Source organism: Luteolibacter yonseiensis, assembly GCF_016595465.1.
GTDB classification, from domain to species: domain Bacteria; phylum Verrucomicrobiota; class Verrucomicrobiia; order Verrucomicrobiales; family Akkermansiaceae; genus Luteolibacter; species Luteolibacter yonseiensis.
Genome location: NZ_JAENIK010000008.1, coordinates 59,777 through 81,157 on the forward strand (window position 1 = coordinate 59,777; position 21,381 = coordinate 81,157).

The 21,381-nt window shown below is 61.8% G+C and carries 15 protein-coding genes; 10 read left to right on the plus strand and 5 right to left on the minus strand.

Annotated features, from left to right (window positions below):
- Positions 1-76: 76 nt before the first annotated feature.
- The 5 genes from JIN84_RS06535 to JIN84_RS06555 all read left to right on the plus strand — a co-directional run bounded on the left by JIN84_RS06535 (position 77) and on the right by JIN84_RS06555 (position 6,565).
- Complete coding sequence (locus tag JIN84_RS06535) at positions 77-970, plus strand: class I SAM-dependent rRNA methyltransferase (protein ID WP_200350230.1); 894 nt, start codon at positions 77-79, stop codon at positions 968-970.
- Entirely contained in the window at positions 967-2,172 is a 1,206-nt protein-coding gene (locus JIN84_RS06540; RefSeq protein ID WP_200350231.1) for an MFS transporter, read from the plus strand. Before JIN84_RS06535 ends, JIN84_RS06540 begins: the two co-directional genes overlap by 4 nt.
- A gap of 65 nt (positions 2,173-2,237) precedes the next feature.
- On the plus strand, positions 2,238-3,029 hold the full coding sequence (locus JIN84_RS06545) for a CHAD domain-containing protein (protein ID WP_200350232.1): 792 nt from the start codon (positions 2,238-2,240) through the stop codon (positions 3,027-3,029).
- A gap of 191 nt (positions 3,030-3,220) precedes the next feature.
- Complete coding sequence (gcvP, locus tag JIN84_RS06550; RefSeq protein ID WP_200350233.1) at positions 3,221-6,055, plus strand: aminomethyl-transferring glycine dehydrogenase; 2,835 nt, start codon at positions 3,221-3,223, stop codon at positions 6,053-6,055.
- A 12-nt stretch (positions 6,056-6,067) separates the two neighbouring features.
- Positions 6,068-6,565, plus strand: a complete 498-nt coding sequence (locus JIN84_RS06555) for an 8-oxo-dGTP diphosphatase (protein ID WP_234043244.1) — start codon at positions 6,068-6,070, stop codon at positions 6,563-6,565.
- 73 nt (positions 6,566-6,638) lie between these two features.
- Here the strand turns inward: JIN84_RS06555 and JIN84_RS06560 are convergent, their stop codons facing one another.
- The 5 genes from JIN84_RS06560 to JIN84_RS06585 all read right to left on the minus strand — a co-directional run bounded on the left by JIN84_RS06560 (position 6,639) and on the right by JIN84_RS06585 (position 13,612).
- Positions 6,639-7,244, minus strand: coding sequence for a hypothetical protein (locus tag JIN84_RS06560; RefSeq protein ID WP_200350234.1), 606 nt, complete (start codon positions 7,242-7,244; stop codon positions 6,639-6,641).
- Positions 7,245-7,339: 95 nt separating this feature from the next.
- Complete coding sequence (locus tag JIN84_RS22940; protein WP_234043245.1) at positions 7,340-8,473, minus strand: HAD-IB family phosphatase; 1,134 nt, start codon at positions 8,471-8,473, stop codon at positions 7,340-7,342.
- The gene (locus tag JIN84_RS06575; protein ID WP_200350235.1) at positions 8,470-9,612 is read right to left on the minus strand and encodes a beta-ketoacyl synthase N-terminal-like domain-containing protein; all 1,143 of its coding nucleotides are present in this window, start codon (positions 9,610-9,612) and stop codon (positions 8,470-8,472) included. Before JIN84_RS06575 ends, JIN84_RS22940 begins: the two co-directional genes overlap by 4 nt.
- Before the next feature lie 45 nt (positions 9,613-9,657).
- On the minus strand, positions 9,658-11,562 hold the full coding sequence (locus JIN84_RS06580) for a potassium transporter Kup (protein ID WP_200350236.1): 1,905 nt from the start codon (positions 11,560-11,562) through the stop codon (positions 9,658-9,660).
- An 85-nt stretch (positions 11,563-11,647) separates the two neighbouring features.
- Positions 11,648-13,612 carry a potassium transporter Kup gene (locus JIN84_RS06585; protein WP_200350237.1) on the minus strand — a complete coding sequence of 655 codons (1,965 nt, stop codon included), beginning with the start codon at positions 13,610-13,612 and terminating at the stop codon, positions 11,648-11,650.
- Positions 13,613-13,682: 70 nt separating this feature from the next.
- Here JIN84_RS06585 and prmC point away from each other — a divergent pair, with 70 nt between their 5' ends.
- The 5 genes from prmC to JIN84_RS06610 all read left to right on the plus strand — a co-directional run bounded on the left by prmC (position 13,683) and on the right by JIN84_RS06610 (position 21,381).
- Positions 13,683-14,540: a peptide chain release factor N(5)-glutamine methyltransferase gene (gene prmC, locus JIN84_RS06590; RefSeq protein WP_200350238.1), complete on the plus strand. Its 858-nt coding sequence runs from the start codon at positions 13,683-13,685 to the stop codon at positions 14,538-14,540.
- Positions 14,541-14,636: 96 nt separating this feature from the next.
- On the plus strand, positions 14,637-15,908 hold the full coding sequence (gene murA, locus JIN84_RS06595; protein WP_200350239.1) for a UDP-N-acetylglucosamine 1-carboxyvinyltransferase: 1,272 nt from the start codon (positions 14,637-14,639) through the stop codon (positions 15,906-15,908).
- Between the two features lie 419 nt (positions 15,909-16,327).
- On the plus strand, positions 16,328-17,251 hold the full coding sequence (locus JIN84_RS06600) for a family 43 glycosylhydrolase (RefSeq protein WP_200350240.1): 924 nt from the start codon (positions 16,328-16,330) through the stop codon (positions 17,249-17,251).
- A 48-nt stretch (positions 17,252-17,299) separates the two neighbouring features.
- Positions 17,300-18,334 carry an efflux RND transporter periplasmic adaptor subunit gene (locus JIN84_RS06605; RefSeq protein WP_200350241.1) on the plus strand — a complete coding sequence of 345 codons (1,035 nt, stop codon included), beginning with the start codon at positions 17,300-17,302 and terminating at the stop codon, positions 18,332-18,334.
- On the plus strand, positions 18,331-21,381 hold the full coding sequence (locus tag JIN84_RS06610; protein WP_200350242.1) for an efflux RND transporter permease subunit: 3,051 nt from the start codon (positions 18,331-18,333) through the stop codon (positions 21,379-21,381). Before JIN84_RS06605 ends, JIN84_RS06610 begins: the two co-directional genes overlap by 4 nt.

The following is a 21,381-nucleotide window of genomic DNA, read 5'->3' on the forward strand; positions in this document are numbered from 1 at the left end:
ATGTCCCAGGTGGTGGCAAGTCTTCCATATTCGGCCTAGCCGTCCGGGAAATCCCGCAGTAGCTTCCGCCGCCTTCATGCATCAACTTCTTAAAAAAGCGGTCGAAAAGCGCTCCGGCCTTCTTACTTCTGAAACGGATGCCGTCCGCCTCATCGACGGTGCCGGAGACGGCCTGCCGGGATTGGTTTTGGAGGCATTCGCCGGGCGCTGGCTCGTCTCCACCACCACCGGCCAGATCGCCCCGCAAGTCCGGGAATGGCTGCGGGACCAGGGAGTTTCCTGTCACTGGAAACGTCTGGACCAGCACCAGAAGGAATCCCCCACCCACCTGTCCGGTCCGGAAACCACCGGACCATTCCTCATGCGGGAAAACGGGGTGGCTTCCGAAATCTCATTCCAGTCCGGCTACTCGCAGGGAATCTTCCTCGACCAACGCGACAACCGGGCCGAAGTCCGCAGGCTGATGGTCCCCGGAATGAAACTGCTCAACACCTTCGCCTATACGGGAGCCTTCTCCGTCGCCGCGGCGATGGCCGGTGCGGAAACGACCACCCTCGACCTCTCCCAACCGTATCTCGACTGGGCGAAACGCAATTTGACCCATAATTCGCTGGATCCCGCCGGGCACCATTTCTGCAAGGGTGACACATTCCACTGGCTCCGCCGCTTCGCGAAACAGGGGCGCACGTTCGACGGCATCGTCCTGGACCCACCGACGTTCTCGCGCGACGAGAAGGGCAAGGTCTTCCGGGTGGAGGAGAACTTCGGAGAACTGGCCGCCCTCGCCGCCGACATCCTCACGCCGGATGGCTGGCTGCTCTGCTCCACGAACTGCAAAAACCTCGGTCTGAATGATTTCCAGAAGCAGCTCCGCAGTTCCATCCGCCGCCCCATGAGCGCCCGGCACTCGGACATGCCGCCCGATTTCACGGACGAACCTTACTTGAAATCCGTGTGGCTCAGATCATGACCTCCGCCGTCCCCAAACCACCTTTGTCGGAAAAGAGCCTGCTCCTGCTGCTGGCGGCGGTCCAGTTCACCCACATCATGGACTTCATGATCATGATGCCGCTGGGTCCGCAGCTCATGCGGGAACTCAAGATAGATCCCCAGCAGTTCGGCGCGTTGATCTCCTCGTTCGCGATCACCTCCGGAATCGTCGGCCTCGCGATGGCTCCCTTCGCCGACCGGTTCGACAGGCGGAAGCTGCTGCTGTTCTGTTATGCGGGGTTCACCCTTGGCACGCTTGCCTGCGGCTTGTGCGACACCGCCGCCAAACTCTTCTGGGCGCGCGCGGTCTGCGGAGCCTTCGGCGGGGTGAGCGGCGCGACCATCATGGCGATCGTTTCGGATGTCGTCCCTCCGGAGCGCCGCGCCCAGGGCATGGGCATCATCATGACGGCATTTTCGGCAGCCGCCGCGCTGGGTGTTCCATTTGGTTTGAAAATCGCACAATGGTGGAAATGGGAGGCCCCCTTCCTGATCGTCGCCGCCGTCGCCACGGTGGTGTGGATCGGGCTCCACCGCATCCTGCCGCCCGTCCGGGGCCACCTCTCGGGAGAAAAGGTGAGATCCGGCAAGGACTTCCTCGACCTCCTGAAGAATGGCAACGCCTGGACCGGCCTCGCACTGATGGTGGCGATGATCTTCGGCCATTTCACCATCATCCCTTATCTTTCCCCCTATCTTGTCGGAAACATCGGACTGCCGGAAAGCAGCCTCTTCCTCGTCTATCTGACGGGTGGCATGGTGACGATTTTCACGGGCCCCTTCATCGGAAAACTCGCCGACCGCCACGGCAGGTTCCTGTTATATGCGTGTCTCATCACGGCCGCATGTGTGGTCATCCGCCTGCTCACCTCCAGCGGCCCCCTGCCCCTGTGGCAGACATTGCTTCTCGCGGCGCTTTTCTTCACCTGCGCCAGCGGGCGCTTCATCCCCGGACAGGCGACGATCTCGATGGCCGTGCCTTCCTCACGGCGGGGTGCCTACATGAGTCTGGTGGCCTGCTCGCGGGACCTCGCCTCCGGCCTGACCGCCGCATTGGGAGGCATGATCATCAGCAAGACTCCAGACGGACGCCTGTTGGATTTCGACAAGCTCGGCTGGATCGCGATCGGGGTGAGCGTTTTCAGCCTTTGGATATTCCGACAGGTAAAGTCCGCGGAATAGTCAATCGGCGCATTGTCACAAAATCGTCACTGACAAGCGGATGATACTGTTATTTCATACCGCCAATGATTTCCCTGACTGATGAGGACGCACGATCCGCAAGCGAGCGGCTCTCCGGCGGATGTGACACCATGGAGCAGTTGTTGAACGGACTGCTCGACTCCAAAGGCCGCGTGGCCGAGGACGTGCACGCCATCCGCAAACTCGGAAAAACCCTGCGCGGCGGGTTCTCATTGTTCCGGCTGAAGGATTCCATCAAGGAAATCCAGGCCATCGGCCGCCTGCTGTCCGGCCCGCGTGATGCGGTGTCACGGCTGAGCACCTGGGGGAAGATCGGGTGGGAGGATGACGCTCCGGCCGGTGCCGCCATTCTCGGCCTGTTGGACCAGCAAACCCATTCCGCCGCCCGCAGGCCGCCGCCGGAAACCATCGCCTGGTGCCAGGAACGCGTCGCGGCAGCGAGGAAAAACCTCCAGGAGCTGCCGGTGGAAGCCCTCGCCGAGCGTCTCGCCAAGGGGGAGAAAAAACTCGGCAAGCAGGCCGGCAAGCGTTGCGGAAAACTCGATCATGATGCCGAGGAGGATTTCCATGACGCCCGGAAGGCCATCAAGGCCTACCTCGGGGCGCTCAAGTTCCTGCCGGAAACCAGCGTCACTCCGGATCCAAAACTGGTGGATCTCGCGGAAATCCTCGGGGATGAGAACGACATCGCCACGCTTTCCGTGTGGCTGGAAGATCACGGATTCACGGCGGATTTCGTCCCGACACTTTGGAAAAAACTGAAGAACGCCCGCAGCAGCCTGAGGAAACAGGCGATCCGCGACGCCGATCTTCTCGCAAACACGCGTGGTGGCTGAATCCCGCCGTGCCGGGTTGCTGGTGAATGTCATATGTGAATCCACCAACTCCGGGCAAACGGCATCATTCTCATCCCGGGCGCGGCGAAATTTCCCGAAATTTCCCAGCACCGGGGTTGCGCCGGGGGCGATTTCCTCTATGGAAAGGGCGTTCCGATTCCATCCGCACCTTACTCCAACCACCTAACGCCATGTCCGCCCGTCTTGATTTCCGCAGCCGCCATTTGGGTCCCGTTGGTTCCGACCGCGAGGAGATGATCCGGGAAACCGGCTATCCTTCGCTGGACGCCCTCATCAATGCCGCCGTGCCGGCGGGAATCCGCATGGATGGCGCTCTCACCCTGCCTCCCGCACGCTCGGAACAAGAGGCGCTGGCATGGCTGAAGTCCATCATGTCGAAAAACCGGGTGATGCGGTCGTTCATCGGCCAGGGTTACTACGGCACCCACACGCCGGGAGTCATCCAGCGGAACATTTTGGAAAATCCCGGCTGGTACACGGCCTATACTCCCTATCAGGCCGAGATCGCCCAAGGCCGCCTGGAGGCTCTGCTCAATTTCCAGACGATGATCACGGATCTCACCGGGCTGGATGTTTCCAACGCTTCTTTGCTGGACGAGGGAACCGCCGCTGCGGAAGCGATGAGCCTGGCCCTCGCAGGCAAGCCGAAGGGCAAAGCCATCTTCGTCTCGGACCGCTGTCATCCGCAAACCATCGACGTGGTGGTGACCCGCGCCGAGCCGCTCGGCATCAAGGTGGTCATCGGTGACTGGCAGACTTTCGAACCCGCCGCCTGCGACGGACTCTTCGCGGTGATCGTGCAGTACCCCGACACCCGGGGCCGCATCGACGACTTCGCGCAATTTTTCGCCACGGCGAAATCCGCGGGCGCGGTGACCATCGTCGCCGCCGACCTGCTGGCTCTCACCGTGTTGAAAGCCCCAGGTGAATTCGGCGCGGACATCTGCGTGGGTTCCTCCCAGCGCTTCGGCGTCCCGATGGGCTTCGGTGGCCCCCACGCGGGATTCATGGCGTGTGTGGACGCGCTGAAACGGAAGATGCCGGGCCGCCTCATCGGCGTGTCCGTCGACTCGCGCGGCAAGCCGGGCTACCGCCTTTCGTTGCAAACCCGCGAGCAGCACATCCGCCGCGACAAGGCGACTTCCAACATCTGCACCGCACAGGTGCTCCTGGCGGTGATGGCGTCGATGTATGCGGTGTATCATGGCCCCGAGGGGCTGCAACACATCGCGAACACCATCCATGCCCGCACCGCCTCGCTCAAGACCACGCTCACCGCGGGGGGGGTGGCTGTCGAGGTGGGTCCGTTTTTCGACACGCTTGCCGCGAAGGTCACCGGCAAGGCGGACGACGTGCTCTCCGCCGCCGCCGCATCGGGCATCAATCTCCGCCGCATCGACGGGGACTATGTGGGCATCTCTCTGGATGAAACGACCACGGATGATGATCTGGCGGTGATCGCCGCCGCGTTCGGCGTGAAAGTGGTTTCACAGGACAACAGCGGCGCCGCATGGCACGGCGGCCACGCGCGGACCACCCCGTTCCTCCAGCAGAAGGTTTTCAACAGCTATCATTCCGAGACGGACATGCTGCGCTACCTGAAACGCCTGGAGTCGAAGGACCTCGCGTTGAACGAGTCGATGATCGCCCTTGGCTCCTGCACGATGAAGCTGAACGCGACCTCCGAGATGATGCCGCTGAGCTGGCCGGAAGTGGCGTCGCTGCATCCGTTCGTCCCCGCCGACCAGAGCCAGGGCTATCGCGAGATGCTCGCGCTGCTGGAAGGATGGCTGGCGGAGGTCACCGGGTTCGCAGGGGTTTCCCTCCAGCCGAACGCCGGCTCCCAAGGTGAGTATGCCGGACTGCTGGCCATCCGCCGCTATCACCTCGCCCGGGGCGACTCCCACCGGAACATCTGTCTCATCCCGGTTTCCGCGCACGGCACGAACCCCGCCTCGGCGGTGATGGTCGGCATGAAGGTCATCGGCGTGAAATGTGACGCGGACGGAAACATCGACGTCGCGGATCTCGCGGCCCGCACGGAGGAACACCGCGAAAACCTCGCCGCGCTGATGGTGACCTACCCGTCCACACACGGCGTCTTCGAAGAAACGATCCGCGACATCTGCAACATCATCCACGAGGCGGGCGGCCAGGTTTACATGGATGGGGCGAACATGAACGCCCAGGTGGGCCTCACCTCGCCCGGCCTGATCGGCGCGGACGTCTGCCATCTCAACCTGCACAAGACCTTCTGCATCCCCCACGGCGGCGGCGGACCGGGTGTCGGCCCCATCGGCGTCGCGAGACAGCTCCTTCCCTATCTCCCCGGACACGCGGAACTGCCGGAAAAGGAAGGCGCGGTGTGTTCCGCCCCCTGGGGAAGCGCATCGATCAACACGATTTCCTGGATGTATGTCGCGATGATGGGACCCGACGGACTGACGGAGGCCACCCAGGTCGCCATCCTCAACGCGAACTACATCGCCAAGCGTCTCGCACCGTTCTTCCCGATCCTCTACACCGGCAACGAAGGCCGTGTGGCGCACGAATGCATCATCGACGTCCGTCCCCTTTCCGATGCCAGCGGCATCACGGTGGAGGATGTGGCGAAGCGTCTCATGGACTACGGCTTCCACGCTCCGACGATGAGCTGGCCTGTCGGCGGCACGCTGATGATCGAGCCGACGGAGTCCGAGTCCAAGTCCGAGCTCGACCGCTTCTGCGACGCGATGATCTCCATCCACGGAGAGATCTCCGCCGTCATCAGCGGCGAACTCGATGCCAATGACAACCCGCTCAAGCACGCGCCGCATCCATGCGAAACAGTGTGTGGCAACGAATGGCCGCACTCATACAGCCGCGAGCAGGCGGCGTTCCCGCTGCCATATCTCCGCAATCACAAGTTCTGGCCGTCGGTGGGCCGCATCGACAACGTGCATGGCGACCGGAACCTCGTCTGCACCTGCGATTCCGTGGAAGCCTACGCGGCGGCGGGCGCCTGACCACACCATCCCATGAGCCAGCCCTCTCCCATCGACTGGACCACCTGGTCCGGTGAAATGCATGCCACGCTCATGTTCATCGTGAGGGACGGGCAGGTCCTGCTCATTGAGAAGAAGCGGGGCTTGGGCGCGGGGAAAATCAACGGCCCCGGCGGGAAGATCGATCCCGGCGAAACCCCTCTCCAGGCGATCATCCGGGAAACCCAGGAGGAGTTGTGCATCACGCCCCACACGCCGAGGAAACTCGGCGAGCTGCGGTTCGCGATGTCGGACTGTCCGGACATCCTTTGCCATGTCTATCGGGCGGATGACTTCACCGGCACACCCACCGAAACGGATGAGGCGGTGCCCGTATGGACGCGGCTGGAGGAAATCCCCTATCAGCGGATGTGGGAGGATGACAGGCACTGGCTGCCTCTTCTGCTCGATGAACAAACCTTCCTGGGGAAATTCGTCTTCGAGGGGGAGCGCATGCTTTGGAAGGAGATCACCACCGGCGTCCGGTGGTGAATGGACAATAAAAAGCCGCCTTCCACCTGAACGGAAGACGGCTGATGGTCCCGATTGGAATCGGGTCTTCGATTTACAGCGCGGCCTTGAGCGACGCGAACCTGGACTTGAGTTTCGCCAGTTCCGCCTCGGCCTTGTCGATCTGATTGCTCAGGGCGAGGAGGGAGGTGAGCTTGGCGTTGAGTCCACCGGACACCACGGCGGCCTTCGGAGCTTTCGCCGCCTTGGAAGCCTTGGCTGGAGCGGCTTTCTTGCCACCCTTGGAACTCACGCCGGCGGCACCGAGCCAGGCCACGACGGTCAGCGGGGAGATGCCGAACTTCTTGGATGCCGTGCTCGCACCGCCACGACCGTTCGCGGCGTTGTATGCCACCACGAAGTCGGTGACTTCCTTCTTCTGGTCGTCGGAATAACGGCTCTTCTTGCCACGGCCGTCGGCGGCGGCCTTCGGAGCCTTCGCCTTTGCTTCCTTCGGTGCTTTCGCAGCCTTGGGAGCTTTCACGGACTTCAGCCAGCTTGCGACGGTGAGCTGGGAAATATTGAATTTCTCAGCAGCCTTGCTCTGGCCGCCGCGGCCGTTTGCCGCATTATAATTCACCGCGAAATCGATGACTTCCTTCTTTTGTTCATCGGTATAGCGAATTCCTTTTGAGGATGCTTTCTTGGTAGTAGTACTCATGACACATGCAAGCTATGACTCAAGCACAATCGATCAAGCGAAATTTTCCTAATATCTTTCCCAATATCATAAGCATCATTCCACTAAATGATGGATCATTCCTTCCCCACATCTGAGATCGCATTCCAGAATCCCGATCTATCATTCATATCCGCGAGCCAGTAGCCCGCTCCATCCATCACCCTGGGCCTGGCGACAACACCGCCGAATCCGACGAACAGATCCACATCGGGACCTGTCTCCATATCCGACATGCCATCCCCCATCATCACCACCCGCTCGGGCAGGAGGGCCGTTTTCCACTCGCGGATGACTTCGTTCTTACCAAGATTCCGCGTGGTGGGATAGGTTTCCCCATAGCCCTTGTAGCTTCCATCATCATTGAAATATACCGGCACCGCCTCCACATGCTCAACCCCGAGCAACTCCGCGAGCGGCCGGATCAACGGCGCGAATCCCCCAGACAGGATGATTGGCAACCAACCATCCGCCTTCAATTCCTGAATCAATTCCGCAGCCCCTGAAACCACTGTTTCCATGTAAAGTTGCGCGATCGACTCACATAAATCACGATCCGGACGGATCATTTCCATGCGTTTGAAAAACACATCCCCGATGGGCACCTCCCCGTTCATCGCCGCATGGGTGAGATCCACCACCCGCTGGAACACCTCGTCTCCCTTCGCACGCGCGAGTTCGTCGATGCCCTCGATGGTGGAAAGCGTCGAATCACAATCGATGAAAAACAGTTTTCCGCGTCGCACGGATGGGGGATGGATCAACACTTCCGTCCCGACATCCACCAGGTCGAACAGTTCGATCACGTCCGTGTTGGCAAGCCTCACGCATCCCTGGCTGGCGGGATGGCCGATCCGATCCTCTCCGTTCGTGCCATGTATATAGATATTCCGCTCCAGTGAATTCGCGTTTTCCGGATCAAGGCCCTCCATCCTCAGGATGCGGGTGAGCACCAGGTCCCCGGCACACACATCTCCCTCGCGCCAGAGGCCGACGGGCACGCGCTGTTTGAAAATGGTGCCAAGAGGCTCGCCATCGCCGATTTTCTCAGAGATCACGAAGCGTCCCGAAGGCGTGCGATAACTCCCTTCCACAAAACCAACCCCCTTGGTGGCGGTGGAAACGGAGAACTGGCGGATGCGTTCATCTCCCTCGATGACACTGAGTGTCTGGTCATCGATGGAAACTTCCAGGCGGCGTGATGGAGTCATGGTGGTGATAGGATCAAGAGTGCGTTGTGCCCTCCCATTCCATGGGAGAGTTTATAGATCGGGCCGGAGGCATCAAGCGGCTCGTGCGGCAGGTTGAAACCGTCCGGAGCATGCAGGCCGGGGAGATTCGGCGGGAGTTTTCCCTCTTCCAGGAAACGTGCGAGGATCACGCTTTCCAACAAACCGCTCGCACCGATGGTATGACCGATGAAGGGTTTGAGAAGGTGAAGATCCGGTGGATCCGCAGGAAACGCGCGGCGGAACGATGCCGGATCCGCCACCGCCTGCACCGATGTGCCGGTGGCGTGCGGACAGATGGCGGAGGGTTTTCCATGGAGTGCCAACGCCTTTTCGAACAGCTCGGGCGTGCGTCCGCCGTCGGCGGGAATGCCGACAGGATCGCGGGCATCGGAGTTGCATCCGTAGTGAAGCAAGCGGGAGAACTTTCCTTCGGCGGGTTCGATCGCCATCGCGGCGGCGCCCTCGGCGGGGATGAAGCCCGCCGATGCCGGGTGGTAGGGATCCAGGGCCATCGCATCCGCCAGCAAACCGGAAGCATGGTAATTATCCAGCAGAAGAGGCACCAATGGCAGGTCCACCGCCACCGCCAGCGCTCTCGGAGCGGCTCCGGACCGGACCATCATCATCGCGATCCCCACCGCGTCCAGACCGGCGGCGCAACCGCTGGCAAGCACATGGTTCGGCCCCGTGATGCCGAACTCGATCGATATCGCGGAGCAGGGTTCGCTGTGGATCGTGTTGCTGGCGGCCATCAGCTTGAACGGCCTGCGGCCCGGCCAGGGCCCCAGCCAGCCCGCCGCATTGCCACGGCTGGTCCCGATGACGAGCGCGGCATCCCGCAGATCATCATCCCTCCAGCCCGCCGCGGAAACGGCTTCGCGCGCGACATGCAGGGCGGCCATGGTGGCTGGACTCCACTTGCGGTTGATCAACAATTTACGTTCCCCGATCCATGCCCCTGGGCGGTGGGCATGGGGGCTGTCATTTCCCAACAACCCACCCAGCTTCCGGAACGGCGTCCGGCGTGCGAGCACCGCCTGATAATGCGACGCCACATCTGAACCAAGGGCTGAAAGGGCGCCGAGGCCCGTGATGGAAAGTGCGGTATGGATGGACACGGGTTAACAAGCGGGAGCATTCCCGCAAACCTAAATTCACATTTGTCAGAGGATGAGCTGGGCACCCAGCTCGACCACACGTCCCGGCGGAAGTTGGAAATATGCGGTGGCGGGGGACGCGTTGCGCGCCATCATCGCGAAGAGTGACAGGCGCAGACGCCCGAAAAGAGTAGCGTTCTTGCCCACGAAGTATGTCTCGCGACCGAGGAAATAGGTGGCTTTTCCCGCGGGAAAACGATGTTCCTCCGGCATCCTGTTCTTGAACGCTTCCGGCACGTCCGGTGTTTCCGCGAAGCCGAAACGCATGGTCACACGTTGCAGGCCATCACCGAAATCCTCGAATTCGAGCGTCTCGTTCTCATTCGCCCGTGGCTGGTCGAGAGTCTCCACATGAAGCAGGATCACCCTTTCGTGGAGGATTTTATTATGTTTGAGATTATGGAGAAGAGCCGTCGGGACCTGCAGTCCCTTGCCACTCATGTAGATGGCGGTTCCGGTGACACGTTGGATTTTTCCATTCTTCAGATCCTTCTGAAGAACATCGATCGGCAGCGCGTCGCGGATGATCCGCGCATAGAGCATCTTCCGTCCCCAGATCCATATCAACATGGCCGACATGACGGCGGCGGCGATCAACAACGGCAGCCAGCCGGATGGGAAGATCTTCAATACATTCGCTCCGAGAAACGCTCCGTCCAGGATGAGGAACAGCCCGGTGAGGATTCCCGCCTTGAGCTTCGACCATCCCCACACCGTCCGTGCCGCGGCGAAGAACAACACCGATGTGATCGTCATCGTGAGCGAGATCGCGATGCCATAGGCACCCGCGAGAGCGGCGGAGGTCTGGAAGGTGATCACCAGAAGGATGCAGGCGGCGGCAAGGATGTGGTTGACGGCCGGCACATAGACCTGCCCCACGGAATGTTCCGAGGTATATAAAACCCGCATCCGGCACATGCAACCGAGCTGCACCGCCTGGGTGGTGAGCGAGAAAGCGCCTGAGATGAGCGCCTGGCTCGCGATGATCGCGGCGGCGGTGGCGAGGATCGTCAGCGGGAGCTGCAGGAAGCCGGGAGCCAGCAGGAAAAACGGATTACGGATGGCGGACGGGTCCGAGGTCAGAAGCGCGGCCTGCCCCAGATAGTTGATCACCAAGGCCGGAAGCACCACCACGAACCAACCGATGCGGATCGGCGTGGTGCCGAAATGCCCCAGATCCGCGTAGAGCGCCTCGCCACCCGTCACCGCGAGAAACACCGCGGCCAGCAGCGGGAACGCGTGCTTCCATTCCCGGACAAGGAAGGACAGCCCCTCCCATGGTCCCAGTGATCTGATGACTTCCGGATGCATCAGGATCTGCCTGCCACCAAGAAGTGCCAGCGACAGGAACCATATCAACACCACCGGCCCGAACAGCTTGCCCACCTGCCCCGTACCGAAGCGTTGGATGGAAAACAAACCGATGAGGATCACCACCGACGCAGGCACCGTCCAGTGGGCGACAGCCGGACTGCTGACCGCGAGCCCCTCCACCGCGCTGAGCACCGAGATCGCCGGAGTCAGCATGCCGTCGGCATAGATCAGGGCGGCACCCGCCAGACCGAACAGCAGGATTTTCCGGGAATCCACATTTCCAAGCTTCTTGGAAGTGCTGCGGATCAATGTGGACAGCGCCAGGATTCCTCCCTCGCCCCGGTTGTCCAGTTTCAGGATGATGAAAAGATATTTCACGGACACCACCAGCAGCAGCGCCCATACGATCAGCGATGCGGCTCCCGCGAGATTCTGCGGATTGATCGGTGCGCCATGTCCGCTCTCCAGGGAGAAACACTCTCGGAACGAATACAAGGGACTGGTGCCGATGTCACCGAAAACAATGCCCAGCGCAGCAAGGGTGGTAGCTGCCAACGAATGCGAATGGCCGTGATGGCCGGGGGTTGATTCATTCATCGTAGCAAGCGGATCGCCTGCGCGGGCTTCAAATCATTTCCCAACCCCGCTGGCTAGTGAAATATACATTCATTCACACCCCTTTTCAGAGGGTGATCTGGGCGCCGAGCTCCACCACGCGCCCCGGAGGAAGCTGGAAATAAGCCGTCGCGGGGGAGGCGTTGCGGGCGAGCACTCCGAAGATCGACAGGCGCAGGCGGTCCATGAATGTCGCATGTTTTCCCATGCCATAACTCTCCCGGCCGAGGAAATAGGTCGCCTTGGACACCTGCAGTTTGGCATCGCCCTTCAGCCGTTTCTTCAATGCCGCCGGAACATCCGGTGTTTCGGTGAACCCGAAACGGATGGTGACGTTCTGCAGGCCGTCACCGAGGTCCTCGTATTCGAGCAGATCTTCTTCGGAAGCCGTCGGCTGGTCGGTGGTCATCACGTGCAGGAGGATCACCCGTTCGTGCAGGACCTGGTTGTGCTTCAGGTTATGCAGCAGCGCGTTCGGCACCTGGGTGCCTTTTCCACTCATATAGATCGCGGTGCCGGAGACGCGGTGGATCCTGCCTTTCTTCAACTCCCTGAGCAGATCCGCGATCGGCAGCGAAGCCGCGACGATGCGTTCATACAACCGCTTCCGACCCCACAGCCACGTGAGCATGGTGCACATCACCAGGCCGCCGATGGTGAGCGGCAGCCAGCCCGTCGGCAGGAGTTTCAAGGTGTTCGCGGCGAGGAAGGCGGCCTCGAATGTCAGGAACAGACTGGTGACCAGACCGGCCTTGAGACCGGACCAACCCCAAACCGCGCGTGCGGCGGAGAAGAACAACACGGTGGTGATCGTCATCGTCACCGAGATCGCGATGCCATAAGCTCCGGCCAGCGCGGCGGATGTCTTGAAGGTGATCACCAGCAGCACGCAGGCGACCGCCAGCAGGTGGTTCACCGCAGGCACATATACCTGCCCCATCGAATGCTCCGAGGTGTAGAGGATCTGCGTCCGGGGCATGCAGCCCAGTTGCACCGCCTGGGCGGTCATCGAGAAGGCTCCCGAGATCAGTGCCTGGCTGGCGATGATCGCCGCGCAGGTGGCGAGGATCGTCAGCGGCAGTTGCAACATGGAAGGGGCGAGCAGGAAGAAAGGACTGCGGATCGCCAGGGGGTCCGCCGTCAGCAGCGCGGCCTGCCCGAGGTAGTTCAATACCAGCGCCGGGAACACCACCGTGAACCATGCGACCCGGATCGGTTTCGTCCCGAAGTGGCCGATGTCCGCATAAAGAGATTCTCCTCCGGTCACCGCGAGAAACACCGCGGAAAGCAACGGAAACGCATGTTTCCACTCGCGGCAAAGGAACGAAATCCCCTCCCACGGGCTGATCGCCCACAACACCTGCGGGTGAGCCCACAGAGCGCGGATTCCCAGCGCGGCCAATGTGACGAACCAGAGCAGGATCACCGGGCCGAACAATCTTCCGACCAGTCCGGTGCCGAAGCGCTGGATGTAGAACAGCGCGACCAGCAGCACCACCGACAGCGGCACCGCCCAGTGGGCGATCACCGGCGCGCTCACCGCCAGACCTTCCACGGCGCTGAGCACGGAAATCGCCGGCGTCAGCATGCCGTCCGCATAAATCAATGAAGCTCCCGCCAGACCGAACAACAGGATCTTTTTGGGGTCCCTTCCCCCGAGACATCTCAAGGCTCCGCGGATCAGGGTAGAAAGAGCCAGAACACCGCCCTCCCCCTTGTTGTCCAGTTTCAGGATGATCAGCAGGTATTTCACCGTGACCACCATGATCAGCGACCAGACGATCAGCGAGGCGGCACCCACCAGGTTGCCCGCCGTGGGAGTGGCTCCGTGAGACCCGGAAAAACACTCGCGGAACGCATAAAGCGGACTTGTTCCGATATCTCCGAAAACAATGCCCAGGGCGGCCAGTGTGGTTGCCGCAAGGCGAGGTCTATGGCCGGCGTGGCCTCCGTGTGTGTCGCTCATCGTCGCGGGCGGGTCGCTCGCAGGCGCTAAAAAACATTTCAGCCCGCCGCTGGCCAGCGAATTCACGAGGCGGGAAAATCCCGATCATCAGGCTTGGCGCGCGCGCCGCGCTCCCCCACGCTGCCGCGTCTGACGAATGAGCACTGTTCTGGAAACCATCGACGGCGGCACGCGCTATCTCGAAAAACGCGGCATCGAGGACGCCCGGCGCAACATGCAGATGCTCGTCGCCCACCAGCTCGACTGCACGCGGATGCAGTTGTACACCCAGTTCGACCGCCCCATCGACGAATCGGACCTCGCCCCGCTGCGGGTGAACCTCAAGAAACGTGGGGAAGGCATCCCTCTCCAGCATCTGCTCGGAAAAGTCTGGTTCCACAAACTGGAGTTCAAGACCGACGCCCGCGCGCTGATCCCCCGGCCCGAGACGGAGGAGCTCGCCGAGTTCATCTTGCAATGGGATCTTTCCGTTGATTCCCAAGTGCTTGACATGGGCTGCGGCTCCGGTGTGCTGGGCCTCACGCTGGCCTCCGAACGACCCGGCTGGCAGGTCACCCTCGCCGACATTTCCCCGGACGCGCTCGCCCTCGCCCGGGAAAACGCCGCCGCACAGGAGATCCCGAACGCCCGCTTCCTGCAAAGCGACCTCTTCAGCGCCGTTGATTCGTCATTCGACGGCATCGTCGCCAACCTCCCCTACGTCCCCGACTCCGAACGCGCCACCATCTCCCGGGAAGTCCGGCACGATCCCGAACTCGCGCTTTTTTCCGGCCACGACGGACTGGACCTGATCCGGCGGTTCATTCCGGACGCGTTCCACCGGCTCAACCCCGGCGGCTGGCTGGCCTTGGAAATCGGCCACGATCAGGCTTCACAAGTCGCTGGAATTCTCGATGCTTGCGGCTTCACCGACATCGAAGTCAAAACCGACCTTTCCGGCATCGCCCGCTTTCCGTTCGCGCGGAGAAGCCGGGAGCCGGCGATCGGGAGTTGAGAGGAAGATGACTTTTCCTACCAATTTCCCACAAGCGCCGCTCCATTCCATTTTCTTCACTCAACTCCCAACCACCAACTCTCAACTTTCCCATCCATGGACAAACTCGTAGTTCACGGCGGCTCCACCCTGCGGGGGGCCATCAACATTTCCGGTTCCAAAAACGCCTCGCTGCCGATTCTCGCCGCCGCCATCCTCACGGGTGAGGACTGCATCATCCGCCGCGTGCCGGATGTTTCGGACACGAACTACATGATCCAGATCCTCAGCGCGCTCGGCGCGGATGTGGAACGCTCCTCCGGCACCGTCCGCATCTCCTGTGCCGACATCATCGACGAAGCCCCCTACGAGCTCGTCCGCCGCATGCGGGCCTCGATCTGTGTCATGGGCCCGCTGCTCGCCCGGAACGGCCGCTGCGTCGTTTCCCTTCCCGGCGGCTGCGTGATCGGCGACCGTCCGGTGGACCTGCATTTGCGCGGATTGGAAGCGCTGGGCGCGAAAATCGAATTCGAGGGCGGCAACATCACCCTCACCGCGCCGGATGGCCTCAAGGGGGCGGAAATCGACCTGCGCGGCACCCACGGCCCCACCGTCCTCGGCACGGACAACGTGATGATGGCGGCGACCCTCGCCGAGGGCATCACCGTGATCGAGTCCGCCGCCGCCGAACCGGAGGTGCTCGATCTCGCGAATTTCCTCAACGCCATGGGTGCGAAGATCACCGGGGCCGGCACCCGCCGCATCGTCATCGAGGGGGTGAAGGAACTTCGCGGCGTCGAGCACACCGTCATTCCGGACCGCATCGAGGCCGGGACCTTCATGGCCGCCGCCGCCATCGCCGGAGAAGGGGTCACCCTCCGCCGCGTCTGCCGCGAGCACATGAAGGCCATCACCGCCGCCATCGAGGAATCCGGCCACCGTGTGGAGTTCAACGAAGCGGGCGATTCCTGCACCATCCATCGCGGCGAAATCCTGCAGGGCGTGGAGATCTCGACCGCGCCTTACCCGGGTTATCCCACCGACATGCAGGCGCAGATGACCGCGCTGCTCGCGACGACGCCGGGTCTCAGCGTGATCAAGGACACCATTTTCCCGCAACGCTTCATGCACTGCGCCGAGCTCAAGCGCATGGGCGCGGACATCAAGGTGGATAACGGCACCGCCGTCGTGCGCGGCGTGGAAAGGCTCTCCGCCGCGCCTGTCATGGCCAGCGACCTCCGTGCTTCCGCCGCACTCGTGCTCGCCGCACTGACCGCGAAAGGTTCCACCGAAATTTCCCGCCTCTACCACATCGACCGTGGCTACGAGCACATCGACGAGAAGCTCCTCATGCTCGGAGCGAACGTGCAGCGGGTGAAGGACCGGTGAAAGAGAGTCCAACCTGTATTCGCATTGCTCTGGATTTCGTCAGAGGTCCGCCTGAGGCAGGTCCCGCAGAGGATCGGGAATCTCTGGCTCAAAGAAATACAAATCCAGGTCGTCGACGGCACTTCCGGCACGGACATTCCTCCGACAATCGGAATGCCCGGAGACAGCGGTGAGAATTTGCCACATTGCCACACAGGAGGCTCTTCTGAGAAAATCCGTGAGTTCACCATCATTTCGGACAAACCTGTATTCTTTCGAATCCAGTCCGAAGGGTATTTGGAACAATGGCTTCAGATCAAAGAGGAATCGCCTCACCAGAACATCGTGAGGCTATAGAAAAAACAAGTCATTTCCCCCATCTCACGCTGTCCGGCCTCCAGAAGAAAGTCTCCCGCCCCGTCCGACGTATCCATTGCCACATGCTCCGCCTGAAGACATTCATCCTCCTCGCCGCCACCTCTCTCGCCGCGCAGGGGAAAAATCCGATTTTTGCCGCCGCGGATCCTCATGCGGCGGTCATCGACGGCACGCCATGGATCTTCCCGACCCACACGGAAAAAGGGAAAAACTTCTTCGCCTTCAAGTTCACTCCCCAGAAAACCTGGGAAAAGGTCGGACCGCTTCTTGATCTGAAGGACGTTTCATGGCTGAAGAACGAACGCTACCGCGGGCTCGGCCCGTGGGCGCCGTGCATCGCGATCAAGGGCGGAAAATACTATTTCTACTACTCCGTCGGCCCGCAGAGCGAAGGCCGTCCGTCGCGCATCGGTGTCGCGGTCGGAGACTCCCCGGCAGGGCCCTTCAAGGATTCCGGCAAGGCGCTTCTCACCGGCGGAAACGGCTTCGAGGCCATCGACCCGATGGTGTTCGAGGACCCGGCCAGCAAGAAATTCTACTTCTACGCGGGCGGCAGCGCCGGCGCGAAGCTCCGGGTCTTCGAGATGGCGGACGACATGGTGAGCTTCCGCAAGGAGATCGAGGTCAAGACGCCGGAAAATTTCACGGAAGGGGCGTTCATGCACTACGAGGGGAAATTCTACCATCTCACCTACAGCCACGGCGGTTGGCAGGACGCCAGCTACTCGGTGCACCATGCGACTTCCGAATCCCCCACCGGGCCGTGGAAATACCGTGGTGTCATCTTGAAAAGCGACGCCACCCACAAGGGGCCCGGCCACCACTCGATCATCCAGTACCCGGACAAGAAGAGCTACCAGATCATCTACCACCGTTGGGACAACCGCGAGGGAGACGGCCCCTACTCCGGCTCACGGGTGGTCGCCATCGACAGGCTTTTCCACACGACGAGCGGCGACATCAAGACCGTCATCATGACGGATTGAGACTTTTCCTTGCGCGGCAACCCATCAGCCTCTCCGTTATCCTTGATCATGATCCTGTTGAAGAAAACACCCATCCGCCTGCTGGCACTCCCGCTTCTCGTCACGGGAGCCTTCGCCCAAGGCGGAAAAGGCGGTGCTTCGAACGCTCCGCTTGTCGCGGAAACCTACACCGTCAGGAAAGCGCCTTTCACCCAGACCCTCTCCACCGTCGGCACCCTGCGGGCGAACGAATCCGTCTCCCTCGTTTCGGAACTTTCCCGCCGCCTCGTGAAAATCCACGTGCAGGAAGGCAGCGCCGTCGCCGCCGGGGATCTCTTGTTCAAGCTCGACGACAGCGACCTCCAGGCGGAACTCGGTGAAATCCAGGCCCGCATCTTTCTCGCCAACACCAACAAGAAACGCGTGGATAACCTCCTGCCGAGCAAGGCCATCAGCCAGCAGGAATACGACAGTTCGACCGCCGAGCTGGCCATTCTGGAAGCCCAGCGCAACACCCAGCAGGCGCAGATCGCCAAGACCGAGATCCGCGCGCCCTTCGCCGGGCGCGTCGGCGTGCGGCAGGTCAGCGAGGGGGCCTTCGTCTCCCCCACCACGCCGCTCATCACGCTGCAGGACGTCTCCCGCATCAAGGTGGATTTCCCGCTGCCCGAGCGCTACTCCGGCGAGGTGAAGAGCGGGCAGAAATTCACCTTCACCGTCGCCGGAAACGGCACGAAATTCGAAGGAGAGATCACCGTGCTCGAGCCCGCCATCGAGGCGGCCACCCGCAGCCTGCTCGTCCGCGGCATCTGCAGCCAGCCGAAGGGACTGCTCCCCGGCGGATTCGCCGAGGTCACGCTCTCCCTCGACCAACTGGCGCACGGCTTCATGGTCCCGAGCCAGGCGATCGTCCCTTCCGCGAGAGGCCAGGGCATCTATCTGGTGGAGAATGGCAAGGCCAAGCTCCAGTCCATCGAGATCGGCCTCCGCACCGATGACCAGGTCCAGATCCTGCAAGGCGTGAAAGAAGGCGACACCGTGGTCACCACGAACCTCCTCCGCATCCGCCCCGGTCTGGAAGTCACCGCAGCGACCGCGCCATGAGTCTGTCAGACACCAGCATCCGGCGGCCGGTCCTGGCGATCGTGATGTCGCTCATCATCGTTCTCTTCGGCGCGACGGGTTTCTATTTCCTCGGCGTCCGCGAGTATCCGGCGGTGGATCCTCCCATCGTCACGGTCCAGACGACCTACCCGGGTGCGAACCCGGATGTCGTGGCGTCACAGATCACCGAACCGCTGGAACAGGTCATCAACGGCATCGCCGGCATCCGCACGCTTTCGTCCGAGTCGCGGCAGGAGCGCAGCACCATCACTGTGGAGTTCACGCTGGATTCGGACCTGGACACCGCCGCCAACGACGTGCGCGACCGTGTCTCGCGCGCAGCCAGAAACCTCCCGGTGGATTCGAACCCACCCGTCGTGGAAAAAGCCGACGCCGACTCCTCGCCGATTCTCTTCCTCTCCATGGTCAGCGACAAGCGCGGCATCCTGGAGGTGAGCGACATCGCGGACCGCGTCGTCCGCGAGCGCATGGAAACCATCCCCGGTGTCTCGTCCGTCCGGATTTTCGGCGAAAAACGCTACGCGATGCGCCTGTGGATGGACCCGGTGAAACTCGCCGTCCACCGGTTGACTCCCGCCGACGTGCAGGCCGCTCTCGACACCCAGAACGTGGACCTTCCCAGCGGCCGCCTGGAAGGCTCCAGCAACGAACTCTCGCTCCGCACGCTCGGCCGCCTGTCCACTCCCCAGGAGTTCGAAAACCTCATCATCAAGCAGGAGAACGGCCGCCAGATCCTCTTCGGCGACATCGGCTACGCGGAACTCGGCCCGGAAAACCTGCGCACCGGCTTCAAGAACGGCCAGCTCTACCGCATCGGCGTGGCCATCATCCCCCAGCCGAACACCAACGCCATCGCCATCGCCGATGAATTCAACAAACGTCTGGAACAGGTCCGCAAGGAAGTCCCGCCGGACATCACCGTGGAGGTCGGCTATGACTTCACCCGCTTCGTCCGCCGCTCCGTGGCCGAGGTGGAGGAAACTCTGGTCATCGCCTTCGTGCTGGTGGCGCTGATCATCTTCCTTTTCCTGCGGGACTGGCGCTCGACGATCATTCCCGTCATCGCCATTCCGGTGAGCATCATCGCCGCCTTCTTCATCATGTATCTGGCGGGCTTCTCCATCAACGTGCTCACGCTCGTCGCCATCGTGCTCGCCATCGGCCTCGTCTGCGATGACGCCATCGTGGTGCTGGAGAACATCTACACGAAGATCGAGGAAGGCATGACGCCCATGGAAGCGGCACTCACCGGCTCGAAGGAAATCTATTTCGCCGTCATCTCCACCACGTTCTCGCTCGCCGCCGTTTTCCTGCCGCTCATCTTCCTTTCGGGACTGACAGGCCGGTTGTTCCGCGAGTTCGGGATCACCCTCGCAGGCAGCGTGCTCGTCTCCGCGTTTGTCGCGCTCACCCTTTCCCCGATGATGTGCCGCTTCCTGTTGAAAAAACACGGCGACACCCCGAACTGGTTCTACCGCACGACGGAGCCGTTCTTCAGAGGGCTCACCAGCGGCTACCGGGGCATGCTCGGGCCGTTCCTGCGCTGGCGGTGGCTGGCATTTCCGATCCTGCTGGCCAGCGGTGGCATGATCGCCTGGCTCGTCGGTGTGATCCCCCAGGAGCTAGCGCCGTTGGAAGACCGTGAGAACATCCGGGTGAACGTCACCGCTCCCGAGGGCGCCGGTTTCGAATACACCGAGAGCTGGATGGACAAGATCGCCGCGTATGTGGATGAGAACATCCCCGAGACCTACCGATCCTTCACCATCCTCGGCGGCGGTGGCGGCGGCTCGGAGGCGAACTCCGGCGCACAGAACATCTATCTCAAGGCACCGGAGGAACGTGGCCGCACGCAGGACCAGATCGCCGAGCAGCTCACCCGCGAACTGCAGGATTTCACCGGCGTGCGATCCTTCGCGTCACAACCACCGACCATCGGCGACCGCCGGGCCGGACAACCGCTCGCCTATGTGATCCAGGCGCCGAACTTCGAGTCGCTGGTGAAGGTGCTGCCCGAGTTTCTCGCGGAAGCGAACAAGAGCCCCCTGCTCCGCCAGATCGATGCCAACCTGAAGGTGAACCGCCCGGAAGGCGTCATCTCCATCGACCGCAAGAAGGCCGCCGAGCTTGGCATCTCCGTGGAGGAGATCGGCAAGACCGTCGAGTTCGCCTACTCGGGACGGCGCTTCGGCTACTTCCTGAAAAACGGCAAACAATACCAGGTCATCGCCCAGATGCAGCGGCAGGACCGAAACGACCCGGGGGATTTGAAAAAACTTTTCGTCAGGACGGCCAAGGGCGAAATGGTTTCCTTGGACAACCTCGTCAGCTTCTCCGAGTCCGCCAGCCCGGCCGCCATCTTCCGTTTCAACCGCGCGGTCTCGGCCACCATCCAGGGTACTCCCGCGCCGGGACACACCCTCGGCGACGGCATCAAGGAGCTGGATAAGGTGGCGGAAAAGGTTCTTCCGGAGAATTTCCGCACCTCGCTGGCCGGACAATCGCGGGATTTCGCCGAAAGCTCCTCGTCTCTGTTGTTCGCTTTCGTTCTCGCGCTGCTCATCATCTATCTGGTGCTCGCCGCGCAGTTCGAAAGCTTCCGTGATCCGTTCATCATCATCCTGACGGTTCCGCTCTCGGTCGCGGGCGCGCTGCTCTCGCTGCACCTCACGGATCAGACGCTGAATGTGTTCAGCCAGATCGGCATCATCATGCTCATCGGCATCGTCACGAAGAACGGCATCCTCATCGTCGAGTTCGCCAACCAGCGGAAGGAGGCGGGTCTGTCGAAAACGGAGGCCGCGCTGGAAGCCGCCATCTCACGCTTCCGCCCGATCCTGATGACCAGCCTCGCGACGATCTTCGGCATCCTGCCGATCGCGCTTTCATTGGGAGCTTCCGGCGGATCACGCCAGTCGCTCGGGATCGCGGTTGTCGGAGGATTGATTTTCTCCGGCTTCCTGACGCTATTCGTGGTGCCCGCGGTTTATGCGATTTTCTCACGGGCGGCGGTGAAACATGAATGA